Source organism: Borreliella bissettiae DN127 (genome assembly GCF_000222305.1).
In the GTDB taxonomy this organism is placed as follows: domain Bacteria; phylum Spirochaetota; class Spirochaetia; order Borreliales; family Borreliaceae; genus Borreliella; species Borreliella carolinensis.
Map to the genome: position 1 here is coordinate 20,292 of NC_015906.1, position 25,447 is coordinate 45,738.

Consider the following 25,447-nt stretch of genomic DNA (forward strand, 5'->3'; position numbering starts at 1 on the left):
CCTCTCCTATATTAAATTATTTCTTTAATTTTTTAGTGTGCCCATTCACATGGGGACACTAACATTATTTGCAAATGCTATATTGCTTGGGAAAAATACTGTTCCACTTGTTGGCAATAATCCCCCTAATCTATCAGATATTGCCCTTTTCTTAGGATCAAGAGTAAACATTTATAATTTAGCTGCTTAATTAGTGGATATGTATTCGTAATATTGTAAATTAGCATTTTCAGCCTACCTTTAATAGGCTTTTCTATGTTTTTTATTTTCGTTTTGAATTCTATTTAATTCTTTCTGTAGACTATCAATCTTCATTAGATCACACGCAAGATTTTCAGCAGATTAATTATCCCTAATTTCAAGGTCTGCACAATCAACATATTCTACAAATTCTCTTGCCTAATTAAACTCAACTCCAGAACTATAAAAATCGCTCCTTTCTACTAAATCTTCCACAAGCTTTATAAACGTTTCCTCATTAAAATTGTGTGCCATTAAGTATTCCTCTCTATAGTTACTAGAAATATCTTTTTTTTTAAATTTATAATTTCTAATTTCTAATTCACATTTATTCACATTTTCAAAAACTTTTGATATTAAGTCCTCATTTCTCTTAATCTTACAGTTAACTGGTTGGTGCAGCATCGATTAAAAAGAACAAATTACAATGCTCAAGCTCAGTACATGCTAGCTGCATTTGCGCCTGCACATAGTATTTGAAAAAATATTTACTACTTAAAAAAAATTTCTATTTTTATTGTCCTCAGCAATAGCACTACTCATATAATTAGAATCGCCACTTTTAATTTCTAAAAGCTCTAAATCACCAGTATTATTGATAAACTAGCAATCAATTGTTGAGCCCACTAAAGTTTCTGCACTTCCCATTTTTTTGAAATAGTTATACTTATCAAGTCCATTGGCATATTTATTCTTATACAAAATATCAATATTATCACCGTATGCTTTAACAAATTCTCTAAATCCCAAATTCTCTAATTCTTTGCCCTTGAGCATATACAAATTCTCTTCAAAAGGCATGCTTATTCCAAAATATTTAAGCACTCTATTCACCATTAAATCTTTTAGTCCTGCGCCACCAATTAGAATACTACCTACTTCACTAGCTCCGTATTTATCTAGCCTGTTTCTTTGTGTACTAAAATCAATATTTCGATTAAATCTAAAACACTCTTGACTACTTATTCCGGGTAATTTCTTGCCTATCTTGCTTAATTTACTTTTTTCTTTAATGGGAAAAAATTTTTCCTCAAATATTTCACATCCAGTAAAACTTTGTTGATTAACACTTATCATTTTGAGATCTCCTTGAATATTATTTTGTATTTCTTGATTATTATTGTTTGAAAGATTTTTCATCTTTTTCCTCCTGTTTTTTCAATACTAAATAATTATATAGCAAAAACTATTTTTGCCAACTTCTTTACAAAAATCTTTACAAAAAAATAGTTAGGCTTATTTAAATTCTATTGTCTAAGAACTTAGCTAAACCCAACTTAATTGGATTTTTTTGACAGCAATACACTTTTTTAGCTATTCACATACATATATATAACAAAAACTATTTTTGCCAACTTTTTTATAAAAATTACTATAATAAATATAAGCTTTATTAAGCTCTTGTTAAAGAACTTAATAAAGTTGGGGCTTAATCGAATTCACTTATTAAAAATTATTTTTTAAAAGCTTTTCAACAATTGAATATAGTCCAATTTAGAATTAAAATCAATTTGTATTTGTTAAAATAAAAGAATTTATTTAAATTCTCTTGTTAAAAAATTTAAATAAATTCTACTTTAAAGCTATATACTAACTTATTACTTTATAAAATTTTAATCATTCTTAATTTAAAAAATACTTATTGAATATAGAATAGATAATTGGAGCGAGCGTTATTCCCATTATTAAAATTACTTGTATTGTTCTATTACTTGCATTAAGTTCGTTTTTTACGCTATCTATTTTGGTATTAAGTTCGTTTTTTACATTATCTATTTTAATATCTAAACTATCTATTTTGGCAGTTAAACTTTTTTCTACATTATCTATTTTGGTATCTAAACTATCTATTTTTATATTCAAATTTTTTTCGGAAAAATCTATCTTGGTATTAAGTTCATTTTTAACACTATCTATTTTAGTATCTAAATTAGATATATCTTTTCTCAAATTTTTTTCTACATCAATTATTTTTTCTTTTAAAAATTCAAAGTTGTAATTATCATTATGAAGAAAAACAAAATCTATTGCCTCTTCGCTAAACCCTATATTTAAAAACTCATTTTTTATACTTTCTATATTGTATGTTCTGTATGCTAAATTGCGCATAAAATCCCCCCCCTTATTATCCTTTCAATTGTTTATACTTTTTTAACAGCTTATTAATCCAGTCTTTTTGATTTTCAAAAATATCCTGCATCATAAAACTTGTAAAGTTAGCATTGTTTTTGTAGAAATCGTAACTTTCTTGAGTTTTAAGTTGAAATCTTAGTGGTTTTATTGGATTTTGTTTAGATTTTTTGAATGTTAAACTTTCTTTATTTTGTATTAGCTCAAGAGAATTTTGAATACCATTTTCTATTAAATAATCTTCTTTAAGAATCCCCTCTTGTAAAGCAGCTGCTAATTTTAAATAAGCATAGGCCTGTGTCTTTGCTATATTGTAATTCTTAATAAAAGCATCAAAACTTTTATATCCATCGAGTTTATAATATTCGTTATCTTTTATTTCTTTTAAAATTCTAATATTGTCCACTTTATGAAATATTTCTTTCCTAAAATTTGCTCTCAATCTATCCTTTAAGGCATTGTAATGAATAATTGCATCTTCATTGGTAACAATTTTTTTTCAACATCAGGATCTATTTCTTCTGACAAAACTCTTTTATTTAATTCTATTTTCATAAAAAATCTCCTCTACTTTAGAGTTGTTCAGTTTCTGAACAACTCTTTATAATATATTTTTCATACATATTAAAAAATTTTGATGCTGCTTCTTTGTATTCTTCGATATAATCTTTAGTCATATCAAATTCATCATTCCCAGTAATTTTTTTATTTAAATCTTCTCTTTCATGTACGATTCCTAAAAATCCTTTTTTGGCCCTAACATGTTTTAATAGCTCTTTATGCGTATTATTTTTTTTAAATCTTGTTATAAGAATAAAAATTGGGATTTTTATTCTTAACTTCTTTATATAAAATTCTAATAGCTCTAAATTTTCTACTGCCCATTTTTCTGCTGTCATTGGAACTATTATACAATTACTAGTCATTAAAGCATTGGATAAAGTAAAATCTAGACTTGGATTAGTATCTATTATTATGTAATCATAATCCTGTTTTAAAAAAATTAAGTTGTCTTTTAATCTCAATTCTTTAAGGGGAATAAACTCGCTTGAAAATTTATGTAAACTTAAATAATTTGGTATTAAGTCTAAGCAGAAATAAGCTTCAGAAAAGATATAAAAACTCTAATCAGAAACTTGCCGCGTATTGACAAAAGTCTTAAAGGGTATGGGTATAAGTATCAAGATTTCAATGACATAGTAGAAGTAATTTATGACGTTATTGATAAGCATAATTTAGATCTTTTTTTTACGCAAGATCCAATTTCTGTAGAGGGTCAATATGGCATAGTTGATTATATTAGGACTACATTCTACAATACAAGCACTGTGTACAAATACTCATTTGATACGCGAATTCATATAGATAAATTACAATGAAACAGTGAAAATGGGTCTAAAAATATTAATACAATGCTACAATTTGTTGGATCAGCTATTACTTATTTCAAAAGGTACGCTTTAGTAGGACATCTTTGCATAAAAAGCGAAGTTGATACTGATGCAGCGTCTATTTACAATAATTATGAAAATAGAAATTCTATGCCTAGCAAACAATCTAGTGTTAATCAAGAACAAGAACAAAAAAGAGAACAAGAACAAGAGATTAATCGAATTCAAAAAAAATAACACTATTCAAAACCAGAAAAGAGACATTAATCTAGAGCAAAGAAATGACATTAATCAAAATCAGAAAAAAACTAGGCTTTATTATTACAGTATTTTTAAAGAAGCGTTGTCTAATATAAAAGATTGGGTAAATAGTCCCACAACAAAAGATAACATAAACTCAATTATTCAAAAAATAAGCTTTATTCAGAACATAGACCCCAATAATGTTGATGATATCAAAAAAATTGAATCTGAGTTAATCTTGTATTTTGAGGAAAATAGTGATTTTAAGGGTATAAAATATTGGGCGGAGATTATAAAAAACTATTTCAAGAAAAACAATAAATTGCGGGATTTAAAGGATTTTGAAAAGTTTATGGCGTTTAAGAGGACTACTTATGGCCCTAGCCCATTAATAATCTTTGGTGTCTTAAAAGAAGAAAAGCAATTTGATTATATATTTGCAGCATAGTAATATTCTTACATAGTAAAGCCCCCATAATGGGGGCTGCTATATTTCTAATTGCAGGTACTAGTTGCCTGTTCTGAAAATTTATTTATATCCCCGCTGCTAAAGAACCCTTCAACCACGGTTTTGAAATTGTTTTTTCCTTCATCATTTCCATTACATTTATCAAGTTCAGTCTTTATATGTTCAAGCGCCGATGTAATTTTGCCTTCATCATTTTCTAAAAAGTTATCAAATTTTCCAGCACCAGTTAATGCAGTTTTTAACCAGTTAAGGTGTTTTTTTTGATCATTAGATAACTTTTCTCTAAGTAGTTCTTCTTTAGATTTTGGTTTTTCTTGTTGTACTTCTTTTTGAGTTAAATCACGCTTTCCCCTGCTTTTTGTTTGTTGGGCATTGTTTTTTAAAGTGTCATTATCATTAGAATTACAGCCGTTTAGCATTAATAAAAATAAACAAAATAATATGTTGATGATTTTCATTGTTACTCCTTTTTTTATTAATAATGTTTAATAAATCAATTATTAATACTAAATATTGGATAAACAATTATTACTTGAATTGATATGTTTTAAGTGAGGTGGTAGCTATTTGGAAATAAAAGCAAATATTAGTCCTGCTATCATTGTTATAGACATTGCCCCCATAATTCCCAATACCCATTTAAGCATTTCTGAAAGAGACATTAAATTCTTTTCAACATTGTCTATTTTGATATTCAAGCCATCTATTTTTAGATTTAAATTCTTTTCTACATTATCTATCTTGATATCTAAATTAGATATATCCTTTTGTAAATTCTTCTCTACATTATCAATTTTAGTGTTAAGTTCGCTTTTGACATTATCTATTTTAGAAACAAGATTATCAAATTTAATATCAAATTGTTTTTCTAAATTTTCTAAATCTCTATATGTTAGCTCATTGTGATAATATCTTTTAGATAAATCTTGTGCTATTAGTTGTTCCATACCCAGTCTAATAAATTCTTTATATATTTGTTCTTGACTAATACCGCTAACGCTTGTTGACACTGTTTCCATAAAATTTTCTCTTAAACTATATTATACACTATTTTAGATTGATTGGCTTTAGAGATTTTTATATGTAAAGTAGAATTTCTTGCAAGAAAAACCTTTTTGTAATTTACATTTTTAACTTAGAATATCAGTTTTAAATTTTTTACTACAGTTTTTTTAAAAAAAATATTACAAAATCCTTAAATTAAATGAGTCATTAAGGTTTCTTAAATTAGAAATATCTTTACTATGATTGTTTGTATTTTGTTTTCTCAAAAAAGAAGATAAAATACCACTTCCTCTGTCATTATTACTATGAGTAAGCGCACTCAAAGAAGTTGTTGCGCTAGAGAGCGCGTCTTGCAGCTGTACTAAAGATTCATCTTTGTAAAACAAAAAATTGTGGTTTTCAATACGTCTTTCTATTTCGACGTATATCTTTTCAAATAAATAAATATCTAGCAAAAAGCTTTCTGTATAACAAGGAACATATCTTTTTAAGATATAATCAAAGTTTTCATATATGATAAGTCGACTTTTATGTATTTTAACTGCATCTAAAGAATTGTTCTTATTGTTGGATTTTACTTTATAGGTTATATGATCAAAATCAACTCCCAAATCTCTTACATATTCATAATCAAGGTATTCAAAACCAATAGGTAATTCTATATTAACGGGTTGTTCGAGATCTATTAGGGTATCTTTGGGTTTTACTAAAACATAGCCAATACCATTAAAACGGTAGCTTGTAATACAATTAAGCAGAGCATTCTTAAGCTGTACCTTTAACCTAGCAAGTTCAACCTCGCTAACATTGTGGTCAGCACTCTCAAGAACAAGCCCGTTCTTGAGACAATCTTCTGCTACATTTTCTATGTAATTTCTAAAAAATATTGAATATTTATATAGTTCTAGTGAACTTATTTTATCTATTAATTTTGTTTTTCTTAAATCACACACCGTTTTACTTCTCTTTATTAAATTAGATGTATGATAGCAAAAACTAATATTTTTGTCAATAAAATTTACAAAAATCTTTGGTTGCCAAAGTGAACACTTCTCTCTTTATATCCTAAAGACAACATCAAATATGCTGCAGATATTGCATCAAGAGCGTCATCATGGGTTTTATTATCCCCCTTATATGAATAAATATCATTAAATACAGAAGAACTGCTGTACTTTGTAATGTAAAGTTTCTTGTAAGTAAACGGCGTAATTAACGTTGTTATTCTGCTAAATTTATTCGATTTTGGCTTAACTGGAACAATTCTAAAATATTGGCTCATATTATTTCTTAGCAAAATATATTCACGAGTCAATCCACCAGCACCTTTTGTATTGTCTCTGTCCTCTAAATACAGTGTATGTACATTGAAATTCTCTAAAACGGTCTTGATCATATTCATAATATATGGGTCATTGGCTGGTCGTTGGTCTTGAAATACAAAAGCATAATACTTATCATCAACCCGCTCCATAACACATAATGCAGTGTTATCCCCCCCAACGCTAAATGCTGGGCCTAAATATGCTATTGGACTAGTAAACACATAATCCTCAGTAATATTTATTTGTGTAAAAATTGAATCAGTGCTTACTATCCATTCACCTAGCAAAACTCTTGCTTTATATGATAGTATATCTTTATAGAGTTTCTCTTGAGCTTCTATAAATCCTTTACTAAGTAGAACATTGTCATAAGTTGTAAAATTATATGTCTTAAAAGTCGCGATATTATCAATATAGTCGGTTTTAAAATAGTGTTCCGGATGATCGGGATTAGTATCAAAAATAATAGTTTTTTGCCCACACCTAAGTCTTTTTAAAACTTCCTCTAACGTTTGCTTGTGTAAAGTTGTAGCCTCATTCACAAAAATAAGTGCCGAATTACTACCCCTAAACCTTTCAAAATCACTTGCCTTATCTCCACCGTATAGATTAATACGCAGTGAATCAATCAGAATATATGAAATTATTTGTATGTCTTGAAATATAAGGAATTTTAAGAAGTTTGCATAGCTTTTCAAATTGCCCCAAAACATTAACTTCAACTGAACGTTGTGAATTGCCAATAATGAAATTATTAGTATCACTAGAGTATAACTTTTTATTTTCAATTAAACTTTTGAGAAAAAGATAACATGCAAGATACGTTTTGCCGCTAGCTATGCCACCGCTGAGTATAATCTTCTTTTCATTATTCTTTTGTATGCTTTTTATCACATTTTTTTGTTTTAAAGTTAACTGTTTTTCTTCAAACTTAGCAAAATTAATTGAGCAGTTTGTTAGCTTTACAAATTGTGATATGTCAACTCCATATTTATTTTTGTATTCCTTTTGGAGTGTTGTAAAAAGTTTTGTTTGATATAAGTTCACTTGTGCCCTTTACTATTTTTGTAGTTGCTTTTGCTTTCAGCTTCATTAGCAGTTGCAAGTTTTTTAATACATTCATAGTAAAGCTCCATTTCTCTTATTGAACACTCCTTTACATATTCATCAAGCTCGCTTTTTAAAGAATCAATTTCTCCATTATCAACTTGCTTGTTTTTTTTCCTACTTGCTTTATTTAAAGCGTCAATTTCGGCTCTTAAATTTTCTATTTTAGTATGCATGCTAACAAGCTCAACACTAGAATATTGCTTAAATGCATTTATAAACCCTAATTCTAAATTAGCCCGCTCTACATCCAATTCGCTTCTAACTTTCCTAGCGTTAACTTCTGATCTAAAGGTTTGCGACAAAAGGTGTTCAAAAGTATCTTCACTAATTATTACTCTAGAGTCTTCGTTAATAAAATTTCCTCCACTTTCCCATTTTTGTCTCATTCTCCACACATTTACTTTAGAAACTCCTAATTTGTCAGCTATTTCTACATCGCTTAATAAGCCCTCGCTAAAATATGCAACATAATCATCAAAAGACCTTTTACCTTTTTTCAAAAAAATTTCTCCTAAATTAACAAAATTAACAAATTGTTTCTCTAAATAGTAATTCAATTTGTAAATTGTTAACATAAACTATTGTCTTGTTGATATCTATTAATAAATGTTTGATATTTATTGACTTTTATTGATTTAAAAATAGCGATTAACTAATTTATTAAATTTTACTACAACTTGACTATACAAATTCGGAAAAATCTTTCATTGTTTTTATAAGATACTTCCTTGTACAAATTCCCTTATCATAAGTAGTGCATGATTATAAATAATATCTCTACAAAGTCGAGAACCACGGCTATTGATTCTCGTTTTGGATCTTTTTTGCCAATCTCATCCATAATATCAGAAACAATACTCAAAAACCGATCGGAATATTTCTCTCCCATTTTTTTCAAACATTTCTCTAGCATTCCTTTTTTGTATCTACAATCAAACTTCATATTTTGAAAATTTTTATACTTTTCTATTATATGCTTATCTTTCAGAACGTCTTCAATAAAATTTTTTGCAGGGTCTACAATAGCATTTATGATTTTATCAATACTTTTTCCGGTTTTTCTTTTGTATTCTTGTATTGATACAAAACCTCTATAAAAATCCTTTTTTTGTTCTAGAGTTAATTGCTTAACTCCATAAAGTTTGCTTATTTCCTTTTTTGTTCCTGGGCTCAAACAATCATAAAAATCTGAAATCTCATTTATATACATCATAACTCTAGAGAGTATATAAATAAACAATATTTTTAACAATAGTTTTTGGCACTTTTTGAATGAAAATTTTGACAAAAAATATTTCTATACTCATAACAATGAAATCTACAAAAAAAATAACAGCTGGTTATTTATCTTACTAGCTGTTATTTTGTGTATACAAAATTTATTTACATCTAAAACTATTCATTATTATGAATTACCATCTTCGATGTATTCTTTAATTTCTTCAAATTTAGAGCTGTCTTCAAGATACCCTTTAACTTTTTCTAATCCTGATTTTACTTTTTCTAAATCTTCTTTAATTTCGCTAACATTTACATCTTTTTTTAAGTTAGGATCCTTCTTGAGACCAGTATTTGATTCATTGCCTACATTTAATTTATTTCTCAACTTTTCTCTATCATCCATCAAATCCTTTAATAATTTTCCTAATTCTGATTCTGAACCTGATTCCTCTTGATCAAAATTCCAAGCATAATATAAAGAGTCCTCGTCATTAGTAAAATTATCATATATAGGCCCTGTAATTTTATCTCTAACTTCTTCTGCCCCTACACTTATTTCACCCTTTATATTATCAATATCTTTATTTATTTTATCTATTTTATCTTTAAGATCCTTTATTTTATCTTCCACTTGTTTTTTTTCTTCTTCTTCTTGTTGTTCTTTTTCTTTGGCTTTAGCCAATTCTTGTTTGTTTTGTCCTTCTGTTACTTCTTTTTCTTTAGTATTTCCTTTCATATTCTCTTGTTCTTCTTCTTTATCTTCTACTTTTTCTTCTTCAACTTTAACTTTAGATTTTTCTACTTTTTCTTCTTGTTGGCCACCACTTTGTTGTTCTTCCTTTGATACCTGTGCATTATCTTGCCCACTTGCCGATAATACTGGTGGCAGATTTATTACACCATTATTAGGATCATCGCCCTGCATTAATTCTTCTTCTTGTAATTTTTTTGATACTTCATCTATTTTTGGACCATTTGAAGTAATTTTATCTTTTGTATCTAAAAATCCCTTAATTTTTCCTTCTGCATTTTGTTTTATTTGTTTTAAATCTTCAGCGCCTGAATAATTCTTGCAAGAAATTATCAGCGCAAAAACAGCACAAATAATAAATGTTTTTTTATTCATAATTATTCTCCCCTATACTTCTAACTTCTATTTTAAATTTTTTTAAGATCTTCTAGTAGTATTGCATACTCAGCAACTTTATCTCCTGAATCCTTAATTTTATCTCCCAAAAATGTAATATATTCAGAATTATTAATTTTTTCTATCTTTGTTATTATCTCTTTATTTTGGATACCACTTGTAACATTTTGTTCATTCTTATATCCATAATATAAACTAGCTTTAAATGCTCCCCCTTCAGTCATTGCTTTTACAAAATTATTAACTTCTGACTCTTCTAATGTAAAAAATGTCGCTGTGTGTCCTATGCCAACATTTAAACCTGTTTCAATACCATCTTCTTCTTTTCTTACAACTAAATCTCCCAAATCTGCCCAGTTACCACTATTATCTTTATTTTTAATATTTACAGTAAATTCAGAAAATTCTATCTTTTTAGCTTTTGACTCATCGCTACTTTGCTCATCATATATAGATAAAGCATGATTTTTACAAGAACTCATTATCGCAAAAACAAAACAAATAGCAAACATTTTCCTTTTCTTATTCATAAGTTGCTCCATAAGTCCTAATATTAGCACAACACCTAATAAATGCAATATTTCAAAGATTTAAATATATAATTTTGTTACATTCAACCGTTACATATTAACAAAACGCAAATGTAATTTTAACCAACTCCCCAAAATCTTTCCATTGCAAATGACCTACTCATTAAAATAGATTATAAAACACATACAAATTAAATTTCAAAGTCTTTGCTATATATTAGATAAAGTATCATGTCTTTCTTGTGTGCCACCCCTAGAAATTGGCACTTATCCTTATTACAGCTATCCTACAGCCCAGATTTTGTATGCAATGAGAACACACATAATTTGACTAAAATTTTTTGTTTTTAGTAAAGTATAAATTACTATTTTTATCTATTTTTATTACTTTTACTTAATTTAAAAGTAACACCTAGAAGGAGCTTGTCTTATAGACATTAATAATTATTTTAATTTAAATAATTACAATATTGATTCTATACTTAAACTATTTAAAGTTTATAATAAAGTAGTAAATGAAAACAAAATTCTCTAAAAATTTCTTCTAAACGTAAAAAAAGAAAATTCAAAACCAACTCCTAAGTTTTTCTTGACTCCAAAAATTATCAAATTAATTCTAAACTGTGCCAAAACCTTAAAACAAATTGACCCAATTTCTGGTTGGTTCCTACATATACTGGCAATAAGTGGGTGCAGGGGCGCTGAAATTCAAAAAGTAAAAATGCAAGATATTACTCCCCTATTAAACAAAACTGGAGAAACTTTTTACAATATAAAAGTAAATATCGCTAAAAAAAGAAATGTCGCTTGTATTAGAGAAATTGTCATTAGCTCCAAAGAGTTTCAGGCTATCCAAACAGCTCACAAAAATCATTTCGAAGAAAAACTCTTGATACAAGACGTATCTATCTTTTTCAAAAGAGCAAACATAAATTTAAAGATAATCAAATTAATATTATCAATATTTCTAGAAAATTTAAAAATCTTCTTAAAAAATCCGGATTTCGCGCCAATAAATCGCTCCATTTATTTAGAAATTTGTTTATTTCATATTTAAAATCTAATGGCTATAACTCTTTCCAAATTAAAGAACTTATGAAATATTCTTCAACTAATGAAATTGATAATATCTATGGCCTATCTTCTGCTAATAAAATTCAAGCTTATGAATGCACTAAAAAGTACCTTAAACTTTAGCAAAACTATTTTAGTTTAAATAAACCCTTTTAAGTTACTTTAAACATTTTTCCACGGGGCTTTAAGTCAAATGAATCATATAATATTTCTTTATTTTTTTGTTGCTATAAAGTGATGCCCATTAACCTTATCGATTTTAACTTCACTTATTTCAAATTCATCAGCTGCACCCAAATAATTTAAAGACTCATATCTTGCACTGCTTCTAATTCCATAGTAATTAATTATCATACATGGATTTATAATAAAACAATTACTCTTAATGTAGCCAAGTCCTATAAATCTATAATACGCTGTATTTATATCATATGCATTAAATTCACGGTTCTTAAATAGACTTTATAATAATGCAGACACAAAAAGTAACAACCTCATTTTTGTATCTCTGGTCTTAAAGTTCTATTGTCTTGTTTTATTTTATTAATAAGCATTGTTTACCTCTCCTATATTAAATTATTTCTTTAATTTTTTAGTGCACCCATTCACATGGGGACACTGACATTATTTGCAAATGCTATATTGCTTGGGAAAAATAATGCTCCACTTGTTGGCAATAATCCCCTTAATCTATCTGATATTGCCCTTTTCTTAGGATCAAGAGTAAACACAAACTCTCCAAATCTATAATTTAGCTGCTCAATTAGTGGACATGTATTCGTAATATTGTAAATTAGCATTTTCAGCCTGTCTTTATAAGGCTTTTCTCTTTTTTTATTTTCGTTTTGAATTCTATTTAATTCTTTTTGTATACTATCAATCTCCATTAGATCACACGCAAGATTTTCAGCAGATTGATTATCCCTAATTTCAAGGTCTAAACAATCAACATATTCTACAAATTCTCTTGCCCAATCAAACTCAACTCCAGAACTATAAAATTCACTCCTTTCTACTAAATCTTCAACAAGCTTTATAAACGTTTCCTTGTTAAAATTGTGTGCCATTAAGTATTCCTCTCTATATTTACTATAAATATCTTTTTTTAAATTTATAATTTCTAATTCACATTTATTAACAAATTCAAACACTTTTGATATTAAGTCCTCATTTCTCTTAATCTTACAGTTAACTGGTGCTGCATCTATTAAAAAGAATAAATTACAATACTCAAGCCCAGTACATGCTAGCTGCATTTGCGCCTGCACATAGTATTTGAAAAAATACTTGCTGCTTAAAAAATTTCTATTTTTATAATACTCATCAATAGCACTACTCATATAATGAGAGTCGCTATTTTTAATTTCTAAAAGCTCTAAATCACCAGCATTATTGATAAACCAGCCATCAATTGTTGAGCCTACTAAAGTTTCTGCATTTCCCATTTTTTTAAAATAGTTATACTTATCAACTCCATCGACATATTTGTTTTTATATAAAACATCAATATTTTCATCGTATGCTTTAACAAATTCTTTAAATCCTAAATTCTCTAATTCCTTACCCTTGAGCATATACAAATTCTCTTCAAAAGGCATGCTTATTCCAAAATATTTAAGCACTCTATTCACCATTAAATCTTTTAGTCCTGCGCCACCAATTAGAATACTACCTACTTCACTAGCTCCGTATTTATCTAGCTTGTTTCTTTGTACACTAAAATCAATATTTCGATTAAATCTAAAACACTCTTGACTACTTATTCCGGGTAATTTCTTACCTATCTTGCTTAATTTACTTTTTTCTTTAATGGGAGAAGATTTTTCCTCAAATATTTCACATCCAGTAAAACTTTGTTGATTAACACTTATCATTTTGAGCTCTCCTTGAATATTATTTTGTATTTATTGATTATTATTGTTTGAAAGATTTTTCATCTTTTTCCTTCTGTTTACAATAAATAATTGTAAAGCAAAAACTATTTTTGACAACTTTTTTACAAAAATTTTTATAAAAAAATAGTTGGGCTTATTTAAATTCTCTTGTCTAAGAACTTAGCTAAACCTAACTTAATTGGATTGTTTTGATAGCAATACACTTTTTTAGCTATTCACATACATATATATAACAAAACCGGGTTTTTGTAGGGATTTTTCTGAAAAAATTTACAAAAAAGCTTAACTATATCCTTAAACAAAAGAACTTAGTTAAGCCTAAGCTAAATCGGATTTACAATAACATAAATGGAGTAAATTCCCTCCTATTATTATAGATATTGGAGACTTTATTAAATTCTCTTGCTAAAGAACTTAATAAAATCTAGGGCTTAACCAAATTTGCTTATTAAAATTATTTTAATAAGCTTTTCAACAATTGAATATATTCTAATTTAGAATTAAAATCAATTTGTATTTGTTAAAATAAAAGAACTTATTTAATTTCTCTTGTTTAAAAATTTAAATAAGTTCTAATTTAGAATAGATTAAAAATAAACTGTTGCTTTTGAATAATATCTATAAAGATTATACTATATTGTTTAAAACGCAAATTGTACATGATCTTATTATTTAATACCTTGTAAATAAGGAAAACAAAATCTATTGCTTCCTTACTAAACCCCATATTTAAAAATTCATTTTTTATACTTTTTATGTTATATGTTTTGTATGCCATATTGTTCATATACTATCCTTTTAATTCTTTATATTTTTTTAAAAGTTTATTAATCAAATCTTTTTGATTTTCAAAAATCTCATCCATCATAAAGCTTGTAAATTTGGCATTTTTTTTATAAAAATTATAACTTTCCTGTTTTTTAAGTTGAAATCTTAGCGGTTTTATTGGATTTTGTTTTGAAATATTTTTGTCTATATCAGATTTTTTAATTTTTTTATACGCCTGATTAAAACCAAATTGTTTAATTTCTTCTATTTTTAAATCTCCTGATAAAACTTTTTTATAAAGCCGCAAATATAAAAATGCTTGACTTCTTGCTATAACAAATTCCTTAAGAAAATCTTCAAATTTCTTATAACCATCAAGTTCATAAAGTTTTTTTATCCTTATTTTATATAAAATTTCCATCAATTCAATTTTATTATTAATATCACTTGAAGTAATTCTTCGCAACTGATTTTTATAGCTTTCATATTCTATTTGATTATCTTTATCATTATTACTTTCAAATTGATTAACACTAACTTTTCTATTATTTAGAATAAGTTCTTTTTTTCGATTTTCAAACATTATTTTTACTCCTTATTTTAAAAGTACGTCAGCATACTTTTATTATTTTTTTTAAAGTTTCTTTAGCCTCCTTATAGTATATTTCCTGAATATTTGGCTCTTTTAATTCGTTAATCAAAATCTTAATATTATTAAAATTGTAAATTTTCCCCTTAACAAAAAGACCATAATTTTTATATAACAATTCTTCTATATCTTTTAAGGTATTTCTATTTTTAATGAATTGATTTTCAACTATTGATATTTTTATTTCTTTATTTTTAAATATATTAACTTCTTCTATTGCATCCATTAGCATAAGAAAAGCTTCAACTGACCATCTTTCAAGCTGAATAGGAATTATAGCTTCATCTGTAATATTCAAAGCATTAAATAATAAAGGATTTAAACTAGGGGGAGTATCAATTATTACATAATCAAAATTATTGCTGTAGAAAATTTTCTTCAAACAATGTTCCAATAGTTGTTCTTTATACCTCTCATCTTCTTGCTCAAATTTACATAAAATTGGATGAGAAGGAATAATGTACATTTTTTCATTAATCTTATTTAAATATTTATCTAAATCATCCTTTTTATAATCCTTAAGCATATAATATACATTAATGCCTTCAATACTTTTTAAGTATTTAGCAAAATAACTAGTCAAACTATTCTGAGGGTCTAAGTCAATCAATAAAACCTTATTATTAAGGTCCTTCAAAATAAAGCTAAAAATAGTTGTTAATACACTTTTGCCAACACCGCCCTTAATTGATGCTATTGTTATTATTTTAGGTTTTTTATTATCCATTTGATTAACGGTCCTTGTTCCGGGTATTTTTTCCCATAAAATTTATATACTTGTTGTTCCAAATCCGTAAACATACTAAATAAAACTTTGCTGTAGTGATTATTGGTTCTTTTTTTATCCAATAAACGATATAATCTCTTGAAGTAGCAAAAAACACTTCCGGCTTTAAATCTAAATTCCATATAATATGCCCTTGCTAATGCATATGCTTTTCTAGTTCCATTTATTTGATTGGTTTTCTATAGCCATAAAAAATGCCAATGAACTTATCTCCTTCTTTAATTGGGTATAAGTGAGTTTCTTCAACAATTCTTTCCCTATTAAATAGGGTCCTTAATGATAGTCTAAATTCATGTTTTTTCTCATAAACTCTAAATTTATAAATATCCATCATTATTTTTTATGGTACATTGCTTTGCCATTTTCTTTTTCAATTAAGATAAAGCGTTCTTTATTTTGACACTCAACTTTACATTTGCCTTTTTTACAGTTTCAATAGGTTCTGGTGTACTTTCCATGTTTAATCCTTATATAACTTCTTTTAACATTAAAGAATTTTTCTCATTTTTTATTAGTTCTAATAATTCAAGATAATATGTACCAAATACTTTATTGTATTCTATTTTCTCTTGGTTATTCAAATATTCTTTTATAATTGGTTTTAAAAATTCAATATTTGTATCTTTTTTTAGTTGTTCAATGAGAATATTGAAAATGTTTGTCTTTAAATTTTGATAATTTTGTTGAGAATTTTCTTTTTTTCTTTCAATCGACTTTTCTAATTTGCGTTTTATGTAACTTAAATCGTCATATTTATGATTTTCAATAATAAAATGTGGCTTAAATTTGTAATTTTCGTATACTTTTTGGAAATATATTTTTAATTGTTCCGAATTATATCCATTTTTTTCGAATTTTTTCTTGGTGTTATTTAGAATATTTTTTAATTTGTTTTGCTTTTTTTTCATAGAAGATTTTTTTATATTGAATTTTTTTATTAGGGCAATTTCATTTTGTTTTAGGATTATTATTGCCTTAATCTTAGTATCTTTATCAGTATTTAAATCCAATATAGAAAGAGCTTTTTCAGTTTTAAAGTCACATTTATTGAAATAATTTCTTAGTTGATATTGTTCTTTTTGGTTATTCTTTCTTTCTTCTTTTATATCATTTTTATTACTTAAACACTCCACTGAATTTACACTGCCATTTATAGAAACATTGTCTTTAAAATGGTTATTAACTCTAGATTTAAATCTAGAGTTTTTTCGTTCTTTAAAGTACTTGTTTATTTTCTGGTAACATTCTTTTTTAGAATACTTTAGTTTATAGTAAATTTCAGTTCCACAATTTACACCCATGTGTTGGTAGTAGTTGGTTGTAACTTTTAGTACTTTTGCTAATTTGTAAAGATAATTTTGCATTGTTCTTAAAGTAGTGGGAGCTAAACCATTTCTTTTAAGATTTTCATTAAAGTAATAGAGTATGTTTTTTTGTGTATATTTCTTATATTTGGTGTTTATGTATTCTAGTGTTGAAATAAGAACTATCAATTTATGTTGATGTTTGTTGTGGCAATTTGGAATTTTTTTATTTGTTGATATTGACATAACCGTCACCCCCCTTTATAAGATAAATAATAATTAATTATTATAATGCATAATTTTGATTTAAAAGTAAATACTTTTCTAAAAAAAATATTAAATTAAATTATTAATTTCATTAATTTAATGTGCTTTTTGTAATTTAGTAAAAGATCAATTGATTTTAATTTAAAATTGGTCTACACTACAAACAGCGTAGTTGTTTAAATATTGACATTTGCGACTACCTTTATAAGATAATTTGCAAAAAATGTAATGTAAGGGTTTAGCTTAGTTCTTTGATAAAGAGAATCTAGCTAAGCCCTCATTTTTTACAAAAATTTTTGTAAAGAAGTTGGCAAAAATAGTTTTTGCTATATATATATATTTATATCTTATAAAGTAGTACATTGTGAACAATGTTTCAAACAAAAATAAGCTTCAGAAAAGATATGAAAACTCTAAGGATGAATTTGGCAGGGATTGACAAAAGTCTTAAGGGACATGGTTATAAGTATCAGAATTTCAATGACATAGTAGAAGAAATTGAAACCGTTATTAAAAAGCATAATTTAGAGCTTAATTTTTTTCAAAATGCAACTTTTACACACGATCCATATGGTAGAGTTTATGTTGTTATGACTACATTCTACAGCACAAGTACTGGGTATGAAGAATCATTTGATATGCCAATGCTTACAAAAAATTTATAATGGAACAATGAAAATGGGTCTAAAAATGTAAATACAACGCCACAACTAGTTGGTTCAGCTATTGCTTATTTCAAAAGGCATGCTTTAGTGGAGTATCTTCACATAAAAAGTGAAGTTGATACTGATGTAGCGCCTATTTACAATAATTATGAAAACAGAAATTCTATGCCTAACAAGCAAGTTAGTGTTAATCAAAAGCAAGAACAAAAACAAGAAATTAATCAAATTCAAAAAAATAACACTATTCAAAACCAGAAAAGAGACATTAATCTAGAGCAAAGAAACGACATTAATCAAAATCAGAAAAAAACTAAGCTTTATTATTATAGTATTTTTAAAGAAACGTTGTCTAATATAAAAGATTGGGTAAATAGCCCTATACAACAAAAGATGATATAAACTCAATTATTCAAAAAATAAGCTTTATTCAGAATATAGACCCTAATAATATTGATGATATCAAGAAAATTGAATCTGATTTAATCTCGTATTTTGAGAAAAATAGTGATTTTAAGAGTATAAACTATTGGGCGGAGATTATAAAAAACTATTTCAAGAAAAATAATAAGTTGCAGGATTTAAAGGATTTTGAAAAGCTTATGGCGTTTAAGAGGACTACTTATGGCCCTGGCCCACTAATATTCTTTAGTGTCTTAAAAGAAGAAAAGCAATTTGATTATATATTTGCAGTATAGCAATATTAAAGCCCCCAAATAGGGGGCTGCTGTGTTACTGATTGCATGAAGCACTTGTACTAGTTGTAAAATTATCTATACCTCCGTTAAGGGCGCCTTTAACTATCTCTTTGAAAGTGGTTTTTTGATTTTCTGCATTATCTCCAGTACATTTATCAAGCTCATTTTTTATGTGATTAAGTGCTTCTTTTATTTTAGATTCATCATATCCCAAGAATTTATCAAATTTTCCATCATTACCCAGGGCTTCTTTTAACCATTTAAGTTGTGTTTTTTGGTTTTCAGATAGTTTTTCTTTAAGTAATTCTTCCTTGGATTTAGGTTTTTCTTGTTGTACTTCTTCTTTTTCTAAATCACGGTTTTTTCTGATTTTTGTTTGTTGGGCATTATTTTTTAAAGTGTCATTATCATTAGAATTACAGCTGTTTAGCATAATTAAAAATAAACAAAATAATATGTTGATGATTTTCATTGTTACTCCTTTTTTTATTAATAATGTTTAATAAATCAATTATTAATACTAAATATTGGATAAACAATTATTATTTGAATTGATATATTTTAAGTGAGGTGTAGCTATTTGGAAATAAAAGCAAATATTAGTCCTGCTATCATTGTTATAGACATTGCCCCCATAATTCCCAATACCCATTTAAGCATTTCTGAAAGAGACATTAAATTCTTTTCAACATTGTCTATTTTAGTGTCTAAATTAGATATATCTTTTTGTAAATTCTTTTCAACGTTGTCTATTTTAGCGGTTAAATTCTTTTCTACATTGTCTATTTTAGTGTCTAAATTAGATATATCTTTTTGTAAATTCTTTTCTACAGTATCTATCTTAATGTCTAAATTAGATATATCCTTTTGTAAATTCTTCTCTACATTATCAATTTTAGTGTTAAGTTCGCTTTTAACATTATCTATTTTAGAAACAAGATTATCAAATTTAATATCAAATTGTTTTTCTAAATTTTCTAAATCCCTATATGTTAGCTCATTGTGATAATATCTTTTAGATAAATCTTGTGCTATTAGTTGTTCCATACCCAGTCTAATAAATTCTTTATATATTTGTTCTTGGCTAATACCGCTAACGCTTGTTGACACTGTTTCCATAAAATTTTCCCTTAAACTATATTATACACTATTTTAGATTGATTGGCTTTAGAGATTTTTATATGTAAAGTAGAATTTCTTGCAAGAAAAACCTTTTTGTAATTTACATTTTTAATTGGGAATATTGATTATAGACTTTTTCCGCTATTAGTTTTGTTTTTTTAATGTACTCTAAATATATGTTGATATTATGTTTTACCGCAGTTATGGAGTGTTCGTCTTTTAGTGTTGATAAGTCTGGATAAGGATATTCTGGATAATTTGGGCCATTAACCTTAACTTTTGTTTTAGTTAAAAATGTTACAAGGGACATAACATACTCTGAAAGCTGTGTTTTATATTTAGCTAAAGAGTTTAGTGTTTGGATAAGTGGAGGTTTTGGTTCTTCTGGTAGGCTAGCAATAGTAGTACAACATAACAACAAAACAATTAGTAGAGAATGCAATTTTTTAAGCATTTTCACTCCTTTTAAGCATTTTGATATATTCTTTCATAATTTTGTTACGTGTTGCTTTAAGTGAAGTAATAATTTTTTTATTTTTGTCGGCAGAGATAGCCTCTATTATCTCAATATTGTATTTTAAAATATCTTTTATTTCTTCAAATATTTTCATTGACTCAGCTGTTTCCATAGATTTTAGTGTGCTTATATATGTTTTGTAGAAAAAATCTATTACTTTACTAAAAGTATTAATGTAATTATGATCTATGTTTGTATCAGTTTTAGCTATGTTAGTTAAGCTGGATAGTAAATTAAGCCCCAAACCAATAGTGTTATTTTGCATTATTTGTTCTTTCCTTATAGATAGGTATTCCTTCCTGATTGAATTTCAGATCATTAGATATTTTGAGATTTTTTTCATCAGAATTAACCAAATCAATGCATTGATTGATTTTTTCATTTAATGGAGCGAGTTTTTTAGTTATTGCTGGGGTTAATGCACTTTCAAGTCTTTCCATATTTGCTGTATAGATTAATTTATAATGAGAATACAGCTCATAAACCAAAAAGAATCCTTTATGTGCAATTTCATCAAATTCGTCTTCAAATTTAGAAAATATATCAATAAGGGTTGATAAAGACGAAAGTCCAAGCTCAACATTATCTTTAGATAATTTCATAATTTAATCTCTTTTTTTAATGTGATTTTTGCCATTACCATTGCCATTCTTAAAAATCTTGCCTATTACAATAGTTAATATATCTTTTAATAAAGGCTTAAGAAGAATTAACACTCCTAGAACCAGCACTGTTACAAAAATCATTACGGCTATACGCTTAATTTCGTTTAAATTGATAAGAAGTTCAGTTAATTTAATGGTATCCATTTTTTCAATCCTCGATTTTAATTTTTTTATTTATACGTATATTATATACCAAAACCTTAATTTTTGCTAAAAAAGTTTACAGTTTTAAAAGAACCGGGATGGGATTTCCTGAAGAGTAGGCTCTTTTTTGGACATACCATCCTTTATGTATGGGAAATCTACTAGATAGTGCTCGGGGGGCGTCTGATTGCTCATAAACCATATTTCTCTGACTTTCATCAGAATACTTTAGATATAATGCTTTAATCGACGTATCGCTATAGTGTTCTACATCAAGCTCAATATTAAGGTAAATGGGATCATTATCGTAATTTTTGTAAAAAATAAGAGTTGTGTCATTAGTGTTCTCCAACTTAATAGTTATTGATTTGTTCTCATAGTCAGACGAATAAAGCGTAGGGCCGAATGCAAAATTTCTTCCATGTGAAAAATCAGATGGTACTCCTAGCAGTTGTTTGGGAACGGGTGTTTTTTGAATAGTACTTGATGACATTATCAAAAGATCATCACTTCTAGATAAAGTGGCTGATGATATGCTATTTGTAAGGCTAGATTTAATTTTACTAAAAAGATTTGAAAGTTTACTAGATTCATTCTCAATTAGCTTGTCAACGATTAAATCGTAAATGCTTTTTATAAAATCGTTATCAGCTGCAAGTTCAGTAGCGATTGTAGACTTAATTATCTCCTTAAAATAGCCCAGCTCTTCGCCTTTAAATGTTTGGTGATTAACGGTTTTTAAGAAGTTTTTAAAGGTGATAGCATTGCTGCTTGCACCTCCATCATCAAGCAGTAAAAGATCAGTATTGTTAACGGTCGTAACCTTATTTAAATCTTTTATTTGAACCGTTTCTTCTTCATCAATTAGCAATTTATCTTGATCATCGGCCATAAAACCTCCTTAGTTGTTAAAAGTTATAATATTGTTACCATCTTTATTATTAATTTTGAGAACTCTACCAATAGGAATAATTCTCTTTATAAAAGCATAAATTGAATGATCATAGCCCTTAGGAAGCGAATTAAATACTAAAGCCTTTTTAGATGCAGCATATCCCGGTTTCTTTTCTCTAATTAGAATCTTTTTAAGTCGTTTTCCTTTCTTAGTACTAGGGGAAATAAATGTAGTAAAGTTTGTTTTTATTACCCCTTTTAAAGAGATATCAATAACCCCAGATTCAGGAGTAGTAACTTCAATGTCCACATTTAAAAAGGCCTTAAAAATCAGTCTAAACGACTCATCAGTACCAATATGACGTAAAGCAAAAATAACACTATTAATATTGCTTGTAATACTTTGTAAAGTTTGAGTTTTTGCATAAAAGATAGATAAAACTTGAGATATCCATATTGCAATATATCTTGATTTTATATTTTCTATTACATTAATGGATATGAAGTTGGAATTAAGAGATTTGAGTTCATTAAGCAATGCTTGTGCGTATTCTGTTTCTGTGCGTATAAGTTTATGAATTTCGGTATTTTTGAAAAAATTAGGTATTTTCATGTTTGTTAACTATCAATGTCAATGAGCAATCTATCTGTAGTATTGAAAAGTAGCATTGTATCATCATTAATAGCAATATCTTGATTTTTATTAAAGTCGCTATCAGTAATTTTTGAAATACTTTCGGTGTCTGTATCTTTAATACAAGTGCTTATTTCCATAAACTTAATTCCTTTAACTTCATTAACTGGAGTAAAAAAGTCTTGATATTCAAAGCTAATTCCCATATCAGAATAGTTATTTGAAATAATCCTAGAATATATGTCCCTAATTTGAGAGTCTATGTTTAAGTAGAGATAGTTTTTAAGGTCAAGTTTATACTTTACTTTCCGATAAACATAGTTTCTTTTTCCTAGCGATATTTTATAGGATTTGCGTTGTCCAGTTGAATTGAGTCCATCAATTTCTATATCTCCTTCAAGTGAAGTCCCACTAGGAGTTGTTAGATATAATGTTTCCCAAAGTTTTGCTTTAAATTCGGAATTGTTAATATTAGCTTTACTAGCGTCTAGTAAATCTTCTTTTAGAATTAGGTATATATTGGCTTTTCCAGCTGAACTTTTAATATTAGTATGCTCTACCCCATTAAGATTAAGTAAAGCGTTTCTAACAGCACTGTAAGTTGTGCTTTTAAAAGAAATGTGCTCTTCAATAGCAGCCCAATAAGTACCACCTGGTTTCATTTTAGAAAAAAAGAGATTAAGCTCATTAATTATTTCTTCTTCAATTAATGCTAAAGAAGATGCAATAATGTTGTAAATCGAGCTATTACTATCATCAATGTTAATTCCATAATTTATTCGCAAGTATTCTCTTTTGGCCCGTAATATATCCTTAATTGTACGCTTTAGAATGCCAAAATCAGAATCAAAAATAATACTCATAAATTAAACTCCATATTCAAAACATCGCCTGAGAAAAAAAGGATATATGTGCTTTGTTGTCTTGAATAATCGTTGAAATGTTTATTAAATCTAAGTTAAGTTCTTTAGATATTTCGTGAAAATAATTTTTTACAGCGTGAAGATTATTAATTTTTAACAGTTTTAAAAGTAAGAAGTAGTCCAGCCCCCAATTAGGAGTATAGCTCAAACTTCCCCTTAAGGTTTTTAAAAATATAAACACTTTTTGTTTTTGTTCTTCAATTCCATCAACAAGTGATAAATCGTTATTAAATACTAATTCAAAATTATTGCCTAATCTTAAATCTATACTAGTAATTATACCATATTTAGCAAAAATTACTTAAACAAACTATTAATATTATTGCTAATTCTAGATGTAGCTATTTTTAAGCTTGCATAGTCAATAACTGCTTGTCCTTTTACAGTAATTTCATTAATAGCGCTTACAATACTCTCTAGAATTGATTTTAAGGACATTATTTCATTAGCTATTTCAATTTTATTGTTTGCTTTAATTTTAACAGTATCAGAGATTATATTTAAAGTCTTTGGGCTAATTGCACTAAGTATATAAAAATGATGTTTGTCAAAGTGGATATCGTTATTTTTATCAAAAATATTAACGCTTGATTGAAGTAGTAAAACGCTATCGTCTTTTGATAGTTCTAAACTGATATTAGAGATATTTTTTGTGTGAATTTCTAAATCTTCAAATTCGGGCATTGTAACAATAGCTTCTTAAGTTTGTTGTTTAAACTCCTTTACAGTGCCAATTTTAATTATAAAAATGTTTGAATAAATCCAATTTTTTATGTCTTCTTGAGCCAATGCTTGTCCATATAAATTCCTTTAAAACCAAAGTAAAATATCCGATTGAAGAGTCAATACTAAATATTTCAAAGTAAACTAAATCTGCAATTGATATTCGGTCTTTAAGCTCAAAGTTAAGGGCTTGATATGTGTAAAGTTTAGAATACCCTTGAATATCAGACATATCAGAATCATAAAGCATTGCAAGTTCTTGTGGCTTTATGTCAATAATAACTCCTGCAAATTCAGTGTACTTATTTTTATCAAATATTCTCTGATAAGAAGAATCATTCTCAAGCTTTACAACAGTGCCTTTATAAAACTTTAGAGGTTTAGGATCCTTAAATACGTTGATCATACGGAAAGACATATCTGAAAGTCTTTTTCTAACACCATTCATTAGACAACCCCCACACAAGATGGCGTTGAAGTTTCTCTTTTTAGTTTTTCTAAAAATGCATCGAGTTGTGAACAAAAATTCTTATTTGATCCACAACCCCCCTCACCACCTTCTTCGCTCCCACTACTGCTAGGATAATAATCAAGTTCAAGTTCATTGAATTTTTCTTTTTTGATCCTATCAAATTCAAATTCTCGAACTACCCCTTGTTTTCTTAATTGACAACCCATGTGGTAGAAAGTAAGTAAAAATATTTGTTCATATGTCAGTGGACTAGCATCAATACCATGTGTTACTAGAATAGCTTGAAGTAGGGATAAATGAAGTAGAAAATTTTGCTTACTTAGTGCAAATTGGTCTATTCCTAATAGCAATAACACTTCTGAATGGAGTTTTGTTACTAAAAGTTCTTCTTCTCCCTCAGCTTGTGCTTGTAAGTTTCCTTGTTCGCTCATTTTCACC

At 27.2% G+C, this 25,447-nt stretch carries 21 protein-coding genes and 14 pseudogenes; 3 read left to right on the forward strand and 32 right to left on the reverse strand.

All coding sequences use genetic code 11. The annotated features are described in order from the left end of the window. Window positions 1-45: 45 nt before the first annotated feature. The 4 genes and pseudogenes from BBIDN127_RS07960 to BBIDN127_RS05765 all read right to left on the reverse strand — a co-directional run. Window positions 46-1,380, reverse strand: a pseudogene (locus BBIDN127_RS07960) (DUF244 domain-containing protein). Window positions 1,381-1,863: 483 nt separating this feature from the next. Beyond that, the gene (gene bdr, locus BBIDN127_RS07820; RefSeq protein ID WP_014017582.1) at window positions 1,864-2,349 is read right to left on the reverse strand and encodes a Bdr family repetitive protein; all 486 of its coding nucleotides are present in this window, start codon (window positions 2,347-2,349) and stop codon (window positions 1,864-1,866) included. 16 nt (window positions 2,350-2,365) lie between these two features. Then, window positions 2,366-2,925 (reverse strand): annotated as a pseudogene (locus BBIDN127_RS05760) (chromosome replication/partitioning protein). Window positions 2,926-2,942: 17 nt separating this feature from the next. Continuing rightward, window positions 2,943-3,461, reverse strand: a pseudogene (locus BBIDN127_RS05765) (ParA family protein); the annotation flags it as partial. 6 nt (window positions 3,462-3,467) lie between these two features. Between BBIDN127_RS05765 and BBIDN127_RS05770 the strand changes: the two are divergent. Then, a pseudogene (locus tag BBIDN127_RS05770) lies at window positions 3,468-4,452 on the forward strand (ERF family protein). A 47-nt stretch (window positions 4,453-4,499) separates the two neighbouring features. On the opposite strand, the gene BBIDN127_RS05775 reads toward BBIDN127_RS05770, so the two are convergent. From BBIDN127_RS05775 to BBIDN127_RS05810, 8 genes and pseudogenes are all read right to left on the reverse strand, one after another. Then, window positions 4,500-4,931, reverse strand: a complete 432-nt coding sequence (locus BBIDN127_RS05775; RefSeq protein ID WP_014017585.1) for an Mlp family lipoprotein — start codon at window positions 4,929-4,931, stop codon at window positions 4,500-4,502. Window positions 4,932-5,036: 105 nt separating this feature from the next. Then, window positions 5,037-5,492, reverse strand: a complete 456-nt coding sequence (gene bdr / locus BBIDN127_RS05780; protein WP_014017586.1) for a Bdr family repetitive protein — start codon at window positions 5,490-5,492, stop codon at window positions 5,037-5,039. Window positions 5,493-5,672: 180 nt separating this feature from the next. Next, a pseudogene (locus BBIDN127_RS05785) lies at window positions 5,673-6,431 on the reverse strand (anti-CBASS protein Acb1 family protein); the annotation flags it as partial. 65 nt (window positions 6,432-6,496) lie between these two features. Beyond that, a pseudogene (locus tag BBIDN127_RS05790) lies at window positions 6,497-7,850 on the reverse strand (PBSX family phage terminase large subunit). Next, window positions 7,847-8,413 carry a DUF603 domain-containing protein gene (locus BBIDN127_RS05795; protein WP_014017590.1) on the reverse strand — a complete coding sequence of 189 codons (567 nt, stop codon included), beginning with the start codon at window positions 8,411-8,413 and terminating at the stop codon, window positions 7,847-7,849. Before BBIDN127_RS05795 ends, BBIDN127_RS05790 begins: the two are co-directional and overlap by 4 nt. Window positions 8,414-8,594: 181 nt before the next feature. Next, a pseudogene (locus BBIDN127_RS05800) lies at window positions 8,595-9,123 on the reverse strand (DUF643 domain-containing protein). Between the two features lie 195 nt (window positions 9,124-9,318). Beyond that, entirely contained in the window at window positions 9,319-10,260 is a 942-nt protein-coding gene (locus tag BBIDN127_RS05805; RefSeq protein WP_014017592.1) for an Erp C protein, read from the reverse strand. A gap of 32 nt (window positions 10,261-10,292) precedes the next feature. Next, on the reverse strand, window positions 10,293-10,811 hold the full coding sequence (locus BBIDN127_RS05810) for an Erp family outer-surface lipoprotein (RefSeq protein WP_014017593.1): 519 nt from the start codon (window positions 10,809-10,811) through the stop codon (window positions 10,293-10,295). Window positions 10,812-11,241: 430 nt separating this feature from the next. Between BBIDN127_RS05810 and BBIDN127_RS05815 the strand changes: the two are divergent. After that, a pseudogene (locus BBIDN127_RS05815) lies at window positions 11,242-12,008 on the forward strand (tyrosine-type recombinase/integrase). A gap of 29 nt (window positions 12,009-12,037) precedes the next feature. Here BBIDN127_RS05815 and BBIDN127_RS05820 read toward each other — a convergent pair. The 7 genes and pseudogenes from BBIDN127_RS05820 to BBIDN127_RS05850 all read right to left on the reverse strand — a co-directional run bounded on the left by BBIDN127_RS05820 (window position 12,038) and on the right by BBIDN127_RS05850 (window position 17,534). Then, window positions 12,038-12,439 (reverse strand): annotated as a pseudogene (locus BBIDN127_RS05820) (DUF261 domain-containing protein). A gap of 51 nt (window positions 12,440-12,490) precedes the next feature. Beyond that, window positions 12,491-13,759 (reverse strand): DUF244 domain-containing protein, encoded by a 1,269-nt coding sequence (locus tag BBIDN127_RS05825; RefSeq protein ID WP_014017597.1) that lies wholly within the window; start codon window positions 13,757-13,759, stop codon window positions 12,491-12,493. 709 nt (window positions 13,760-14,468) lie between these two features. Then, window positions 14,469-14,567, reverse strand: a pseudogene (bdr, locus tag BBIDN127_RS07825) (Bdr family repetitive protein); the annotation flags it as partial. Between the two features lie 3 nt (window positions 14,568-14,570). After that, on the reverse strand, window positions 14,571-15,131 hold the full coding sequence (locus tag BBIDN127_RS05835) for a chromosome replication/partitioning protein (protein ID WP_014017598.1): 561 nt from the start codon (window positions 15,129-15,131) through the stop codon (window positions 14,571-14,573). Between the two features lie 28 nt (window positions 15,132-15,159). After that, entirely contained in the window at window positions 15,160-15,924 is a 765-nt protein-coding gene (locus BBIDN127_RS05840; protein WP_014017599.1) for a ParA family protein, read from the reverse strand. Further along, a pseudogene (locus tag BBIDN127_RS05845) lies at window positions 15,900-16,442 on the reverse strand (DUF226 domain-containing protein). The gene BBIDN127_RS05840 and the pseudogene BBIDN127_RS05845 overlap by 25 nt, the downstream one beginning before the upstream one ends. 9 nt (window positions 16,443-16,451) lie before the next feature. After that, a complete protein-coding gene (locus tag BBIDN127_RS05850) occupies window positions 16,452-17,534 on the reverse strand; it encodes a plasmid maintenance protein (RefSeq protein WP_014017602.1) in 1,083 nt (360 codons plus the stop codon). Window positions 17,535-17,926: 392 nt separating this feature from the next. Here BBIDN127_RS05850 and BBIDN127_RS05855 point away from each other — a divergent pair. Beyond that, window positions 17,927-18,915, forward strand: a pseudogene (locus BBIDN127_RS05855) (ERF family protein). A 34-nt stretch (window positions 18,916-18,949) separates the two neighbouring features. Here the strand turns inward: BBIDN127_RS05855 and BBIDN127_RS05860 are convergent. The 13 genes and pseudogenes from BBIDN127_RS05860 to BBIDN127_RS05920 form a co-directional block, all read right to left on the reverse strand. Continuing rightward, on the reverse strand, window positions 18,950-19,387 hold the full coding sequence (locus BBIDN127_RS05860; RefSeq protein ID WP_014017604.1) for an Mlp family lipoprotein: 438 nt from the start codon (window positions 19,385-19,387) through the stop codon (window positions 18,950-18,952). 104 nt (window positions 19,388-19,491) lie between these two features. Next, window positions 19,492-20,034, reverse strand: coding sequence for a Bdr family repetitive protein (gene bdr / locus BBIDN127_RS05865; protein ID WP_014017605.1), 543 nt, complete (start codon window positions 20,032-20,034; stop codon window positions 19,492-19,494). 103 nt (window positions 20,035-20,137) lie between these two features. Continuing rightward, window positions 20,138-20,491, reverse strand: a complete 354-nt coding sequence (locus BBIDN127_RS05870; protein ID WP_014017606.1) for a BBA14 family lipoprotein — start codon at window positions 20,489-20,491, stop codon at window positions 20,138-20,140. Next, a complete protein-coding gene (locus BBIDN127_RS05875; protein ID WP_014017461.1) occupies window positions 20,484-20,819 on the reverse strand; it encodes a BlyB family putative holin accessory protein in 336 nt (111 codons plus the stop codon). Before BBIDN127_RS05875 ends, BBIDN127_RS05870 begins: the two co-directional genes overlap by 8 nt. After that, on the reverse strand, window positions 20,809-21,156 hold the full coding sequence (locus BBIDN127_RS05880; RefSeq protein ID WP_014017607.1) for a BlyB family putative holin accessory protein: 348 nt from the start codon (window positions 21,154-21,156) through the stop codon (window positions 20,809-20,811). Before BBIDN127_RS05880 ends, BBIDN127_RS05875 begins: the two co-directional genes overlap by 11 nt. Window positions 21,157-21,159: 3 nt before the next feature. Next, window positions 21,160-21,363: a holin BlyA gene (blyA, locus tag BBIDN127_RS05885; protein ID WP_014017608.1), complete on the reverse strand. Its 204-nt coding sequence runs from the start codon at window positions 21,361-21,363 to the stop codon at window positions 21,160-21,162. A 76-nt stretch (window positions 21,364-21,439) separates the two neighbouring features. Further along, window positions 21,440-22,255, reverse strand: a complete 816-nt coding sequence (locus BBIDN127_RS05890; RefSeq protein WP_014017609.1) for a DUF685 domain-containing protein — start codon at window positions 22,253-22,255, stop codon at window positions 21,440-21,442. Window positions 22,256-22,264: 9 nt separating this feature from the next. Beyond that, window positions 22,265-22,870: a DUF735 family protein gene (locus tag BBIDN127_RS05895; RefSeq protein ID WP_014017458.1), complete on the reverse strand. Its 606-nt coding sequence runs from the start codon at window positions 22,868-22,870 to the stop codon at window positions 22,265-22,267. Window positions 22,871-22,875: 5 nt separating this feature from the next. Beyond that, on the reverse strand, window positions 22,876-23,754 hold the full coding sequence (locus BBIDN127_RS05900) for a DUF276 domain-containing protein (protein WP_014017610.1): 879 nt from the start codon (window positions 23,752-23,754) through the stop codon (window positions 22,876-22,878). Continuing rightward, window positions 23,751-24,082, reverse strand: a pseudogene (locus tag BBIDN127_RS05905) (DUF2634 domain-containing protein). Before BBIDN127_RS05905 ends, BBIDN127_RS05900 begins: the two are co-directional and overlap by 4 nt. Window positions 24,083-24,111: 29 nt before the next feature. After that, a pseudogene (locus BBIDN127_RS05910) lies at window positions 24,112-24,603 on the reverse strand (DUF777 family protein). Then, complete coding sequence (locus BBIDN127_RS05915; RefSeq protein ID WP_014017613.1) at window positions 24,551-24,985, reverse strand: DUF1506 family protein; 435 nt, start codon at window positions 24,983-24,985, stop codon at window positions 24,551-24,553. The pseudogene BBIDN127_RS05910 and the gene BBIDN127_RS05915 overlap by 53 nt, the downstream one beginning before the upstream one ends. Further along, the gene (locus BBIDN127_RS05920; protein WP_014017614.1) at window positions 24,985-25,440 is read right to left on the reverse strand and encodes a DUF3890 domain-containing protein; all 456 of its coding nucleotides are present in this window, start codon (window positions 25,438-25,440) and stop codon (window positions 24,985-24,987) included. The genes BBIDN127_RS05915 and BBIDN127_RS05920 overlap by 1 nt, the downstream gene beginning before the upstream one ends. Window positions 25,441-25,447 lie beyond the last annotated feature (7 nt).

Coding starts and splice junctions, on each gene's coding strand:
- BBIDN127_RS05860 (WP_014017604.1), bottom strand. CDS start 19,387: ATGAAAATCATCAACATATTATTTTGTTTATTTTTAATTATGCTAAAC.
- bdr (WP_014017586.1), bottom strand. CDS start 5,492: ATGGAAACAGTGTCAACAAGCGTTAGCGGTATTAGTCAAGAACAAATA.
- BBIDN127_RS05810 (WP_014017593.1), bottom strand. CDS start 10,811: ATGAATAAGAAAAGGAAAATGTTTGCTATTTGTTTTGTTTTTGCGATA.
- bdr (WP_014017605.1), bottom strand. CDS start 20,034: ATGGAAACAGTGTCAACAAGCGTTAGCGGTATTAGCCAAGAACAAATA.
- BBIDN127_RS05915 (WP_014017613.1), bottom strand. CDS start 24,985: ATGAATGGTGTTAGAAAAAGACTTTCAGATATGTCTTTCCGTATGATC.
- BBIDN127_RS05835 (WP_014017598.1), bottom strand. CDS start 15,131: ATGTTTGAAAATCGAAAAAAAGAACTTATTCTAAATAATAGAAAAGTT.
- BBIDN127_RS05895 (WP_014017458.1), bottom strand. CDS start 22,870: ATGAAAATACCTAATTTTTTCAAAAATACCGAAATTCATAAACTTATA.
- BBIDN127_RS05805 (WP_014017592.1), bottom strand. CDS start 10,260: ATGAATAAAAAAACATTTATTATTTGTGCTGTTTTTGCGCTGATAATT.
- BBIDN127_RS05900 (WP_014017610.1), bottom strand. CDS start 23,754: ATGAGTATTATTTTTGATTCTGATTTTGGCATTCTAAAGCGTACAATT.
- BBIDN127_RS05920 (WP_014017614.1), bottom strand. CDS start 25,440: ATGAGCGAACAAGGAAACTTACAAGCACAAGCTGAGGGAGAAGAAGAA.
- BBIDN127_RS05850 (WP_014017602.1), bottom strand. CDS start 17,534: ATGTCAATATCAACAAATAAAAAAATTCCAAATTGCCACAACAAACAT.
- BBIDN127_RS05875 (WP_014017461.1), bottom strand. CDS start 20,819: ATGCAAAATAACACTATTGGTTTGGGGCTTAATTTACTATCCAGCTTA.
- BBIDN127_RS05880 (WP_014017607.1), bottom strand. CDS start 21,156: ATGAAATTATCTAAAGATAATGTTGAGCTTGGACTTTCGTCTTTATCA.
- BBIDN127_RS05840 (WP_014017599.1), bottom strand. CDS start 15,924: ATGGATAATAAAAAACCTAAAATAATAACAATAGCATCAATTAAGGGC.
- BBIDN127_RS05890 (WP_014017609.1), bottom strand. CDS start 22,255: ATGGCCGATGATCAAGATAAATTGCTAATTGATGAAGAAGAAACGGTT.
- BBIDN127_RS05870 (WP_014017606.1), bottom strand. CDS start 20,491: ATGCTTAAAAAATTGCATTCTCTACTAATTGTTTTGTTGTTATGTTGT.
- BBIDN127_RS05825 (WP_014017597.1), bottom strand. CDS start 13,759: ATGATAAGTGTTAATCAACAAAGTTTTACTGGATGTGAAATATTTGAG.
- BBIDN127_RS05775 (WP_014017585.1), bottom strand. CDS start 4,931: ATGAAAATCATCAACATATTATTTTGTTTATTTTTATTAATGCTAAAC.
- blyA (WP_014017608.1), bottom strand. CDS start 21,363: ATGGATACCATTAAATTAACTGAACTTCTTATCAATTTAAACGAAATT.
- bdr (WP_014017582.1), bottom strand. CDS start 2,349: ATGCGCAATTTAGCATACAGAACATACAATATAGAAAGTATAAAAAAT.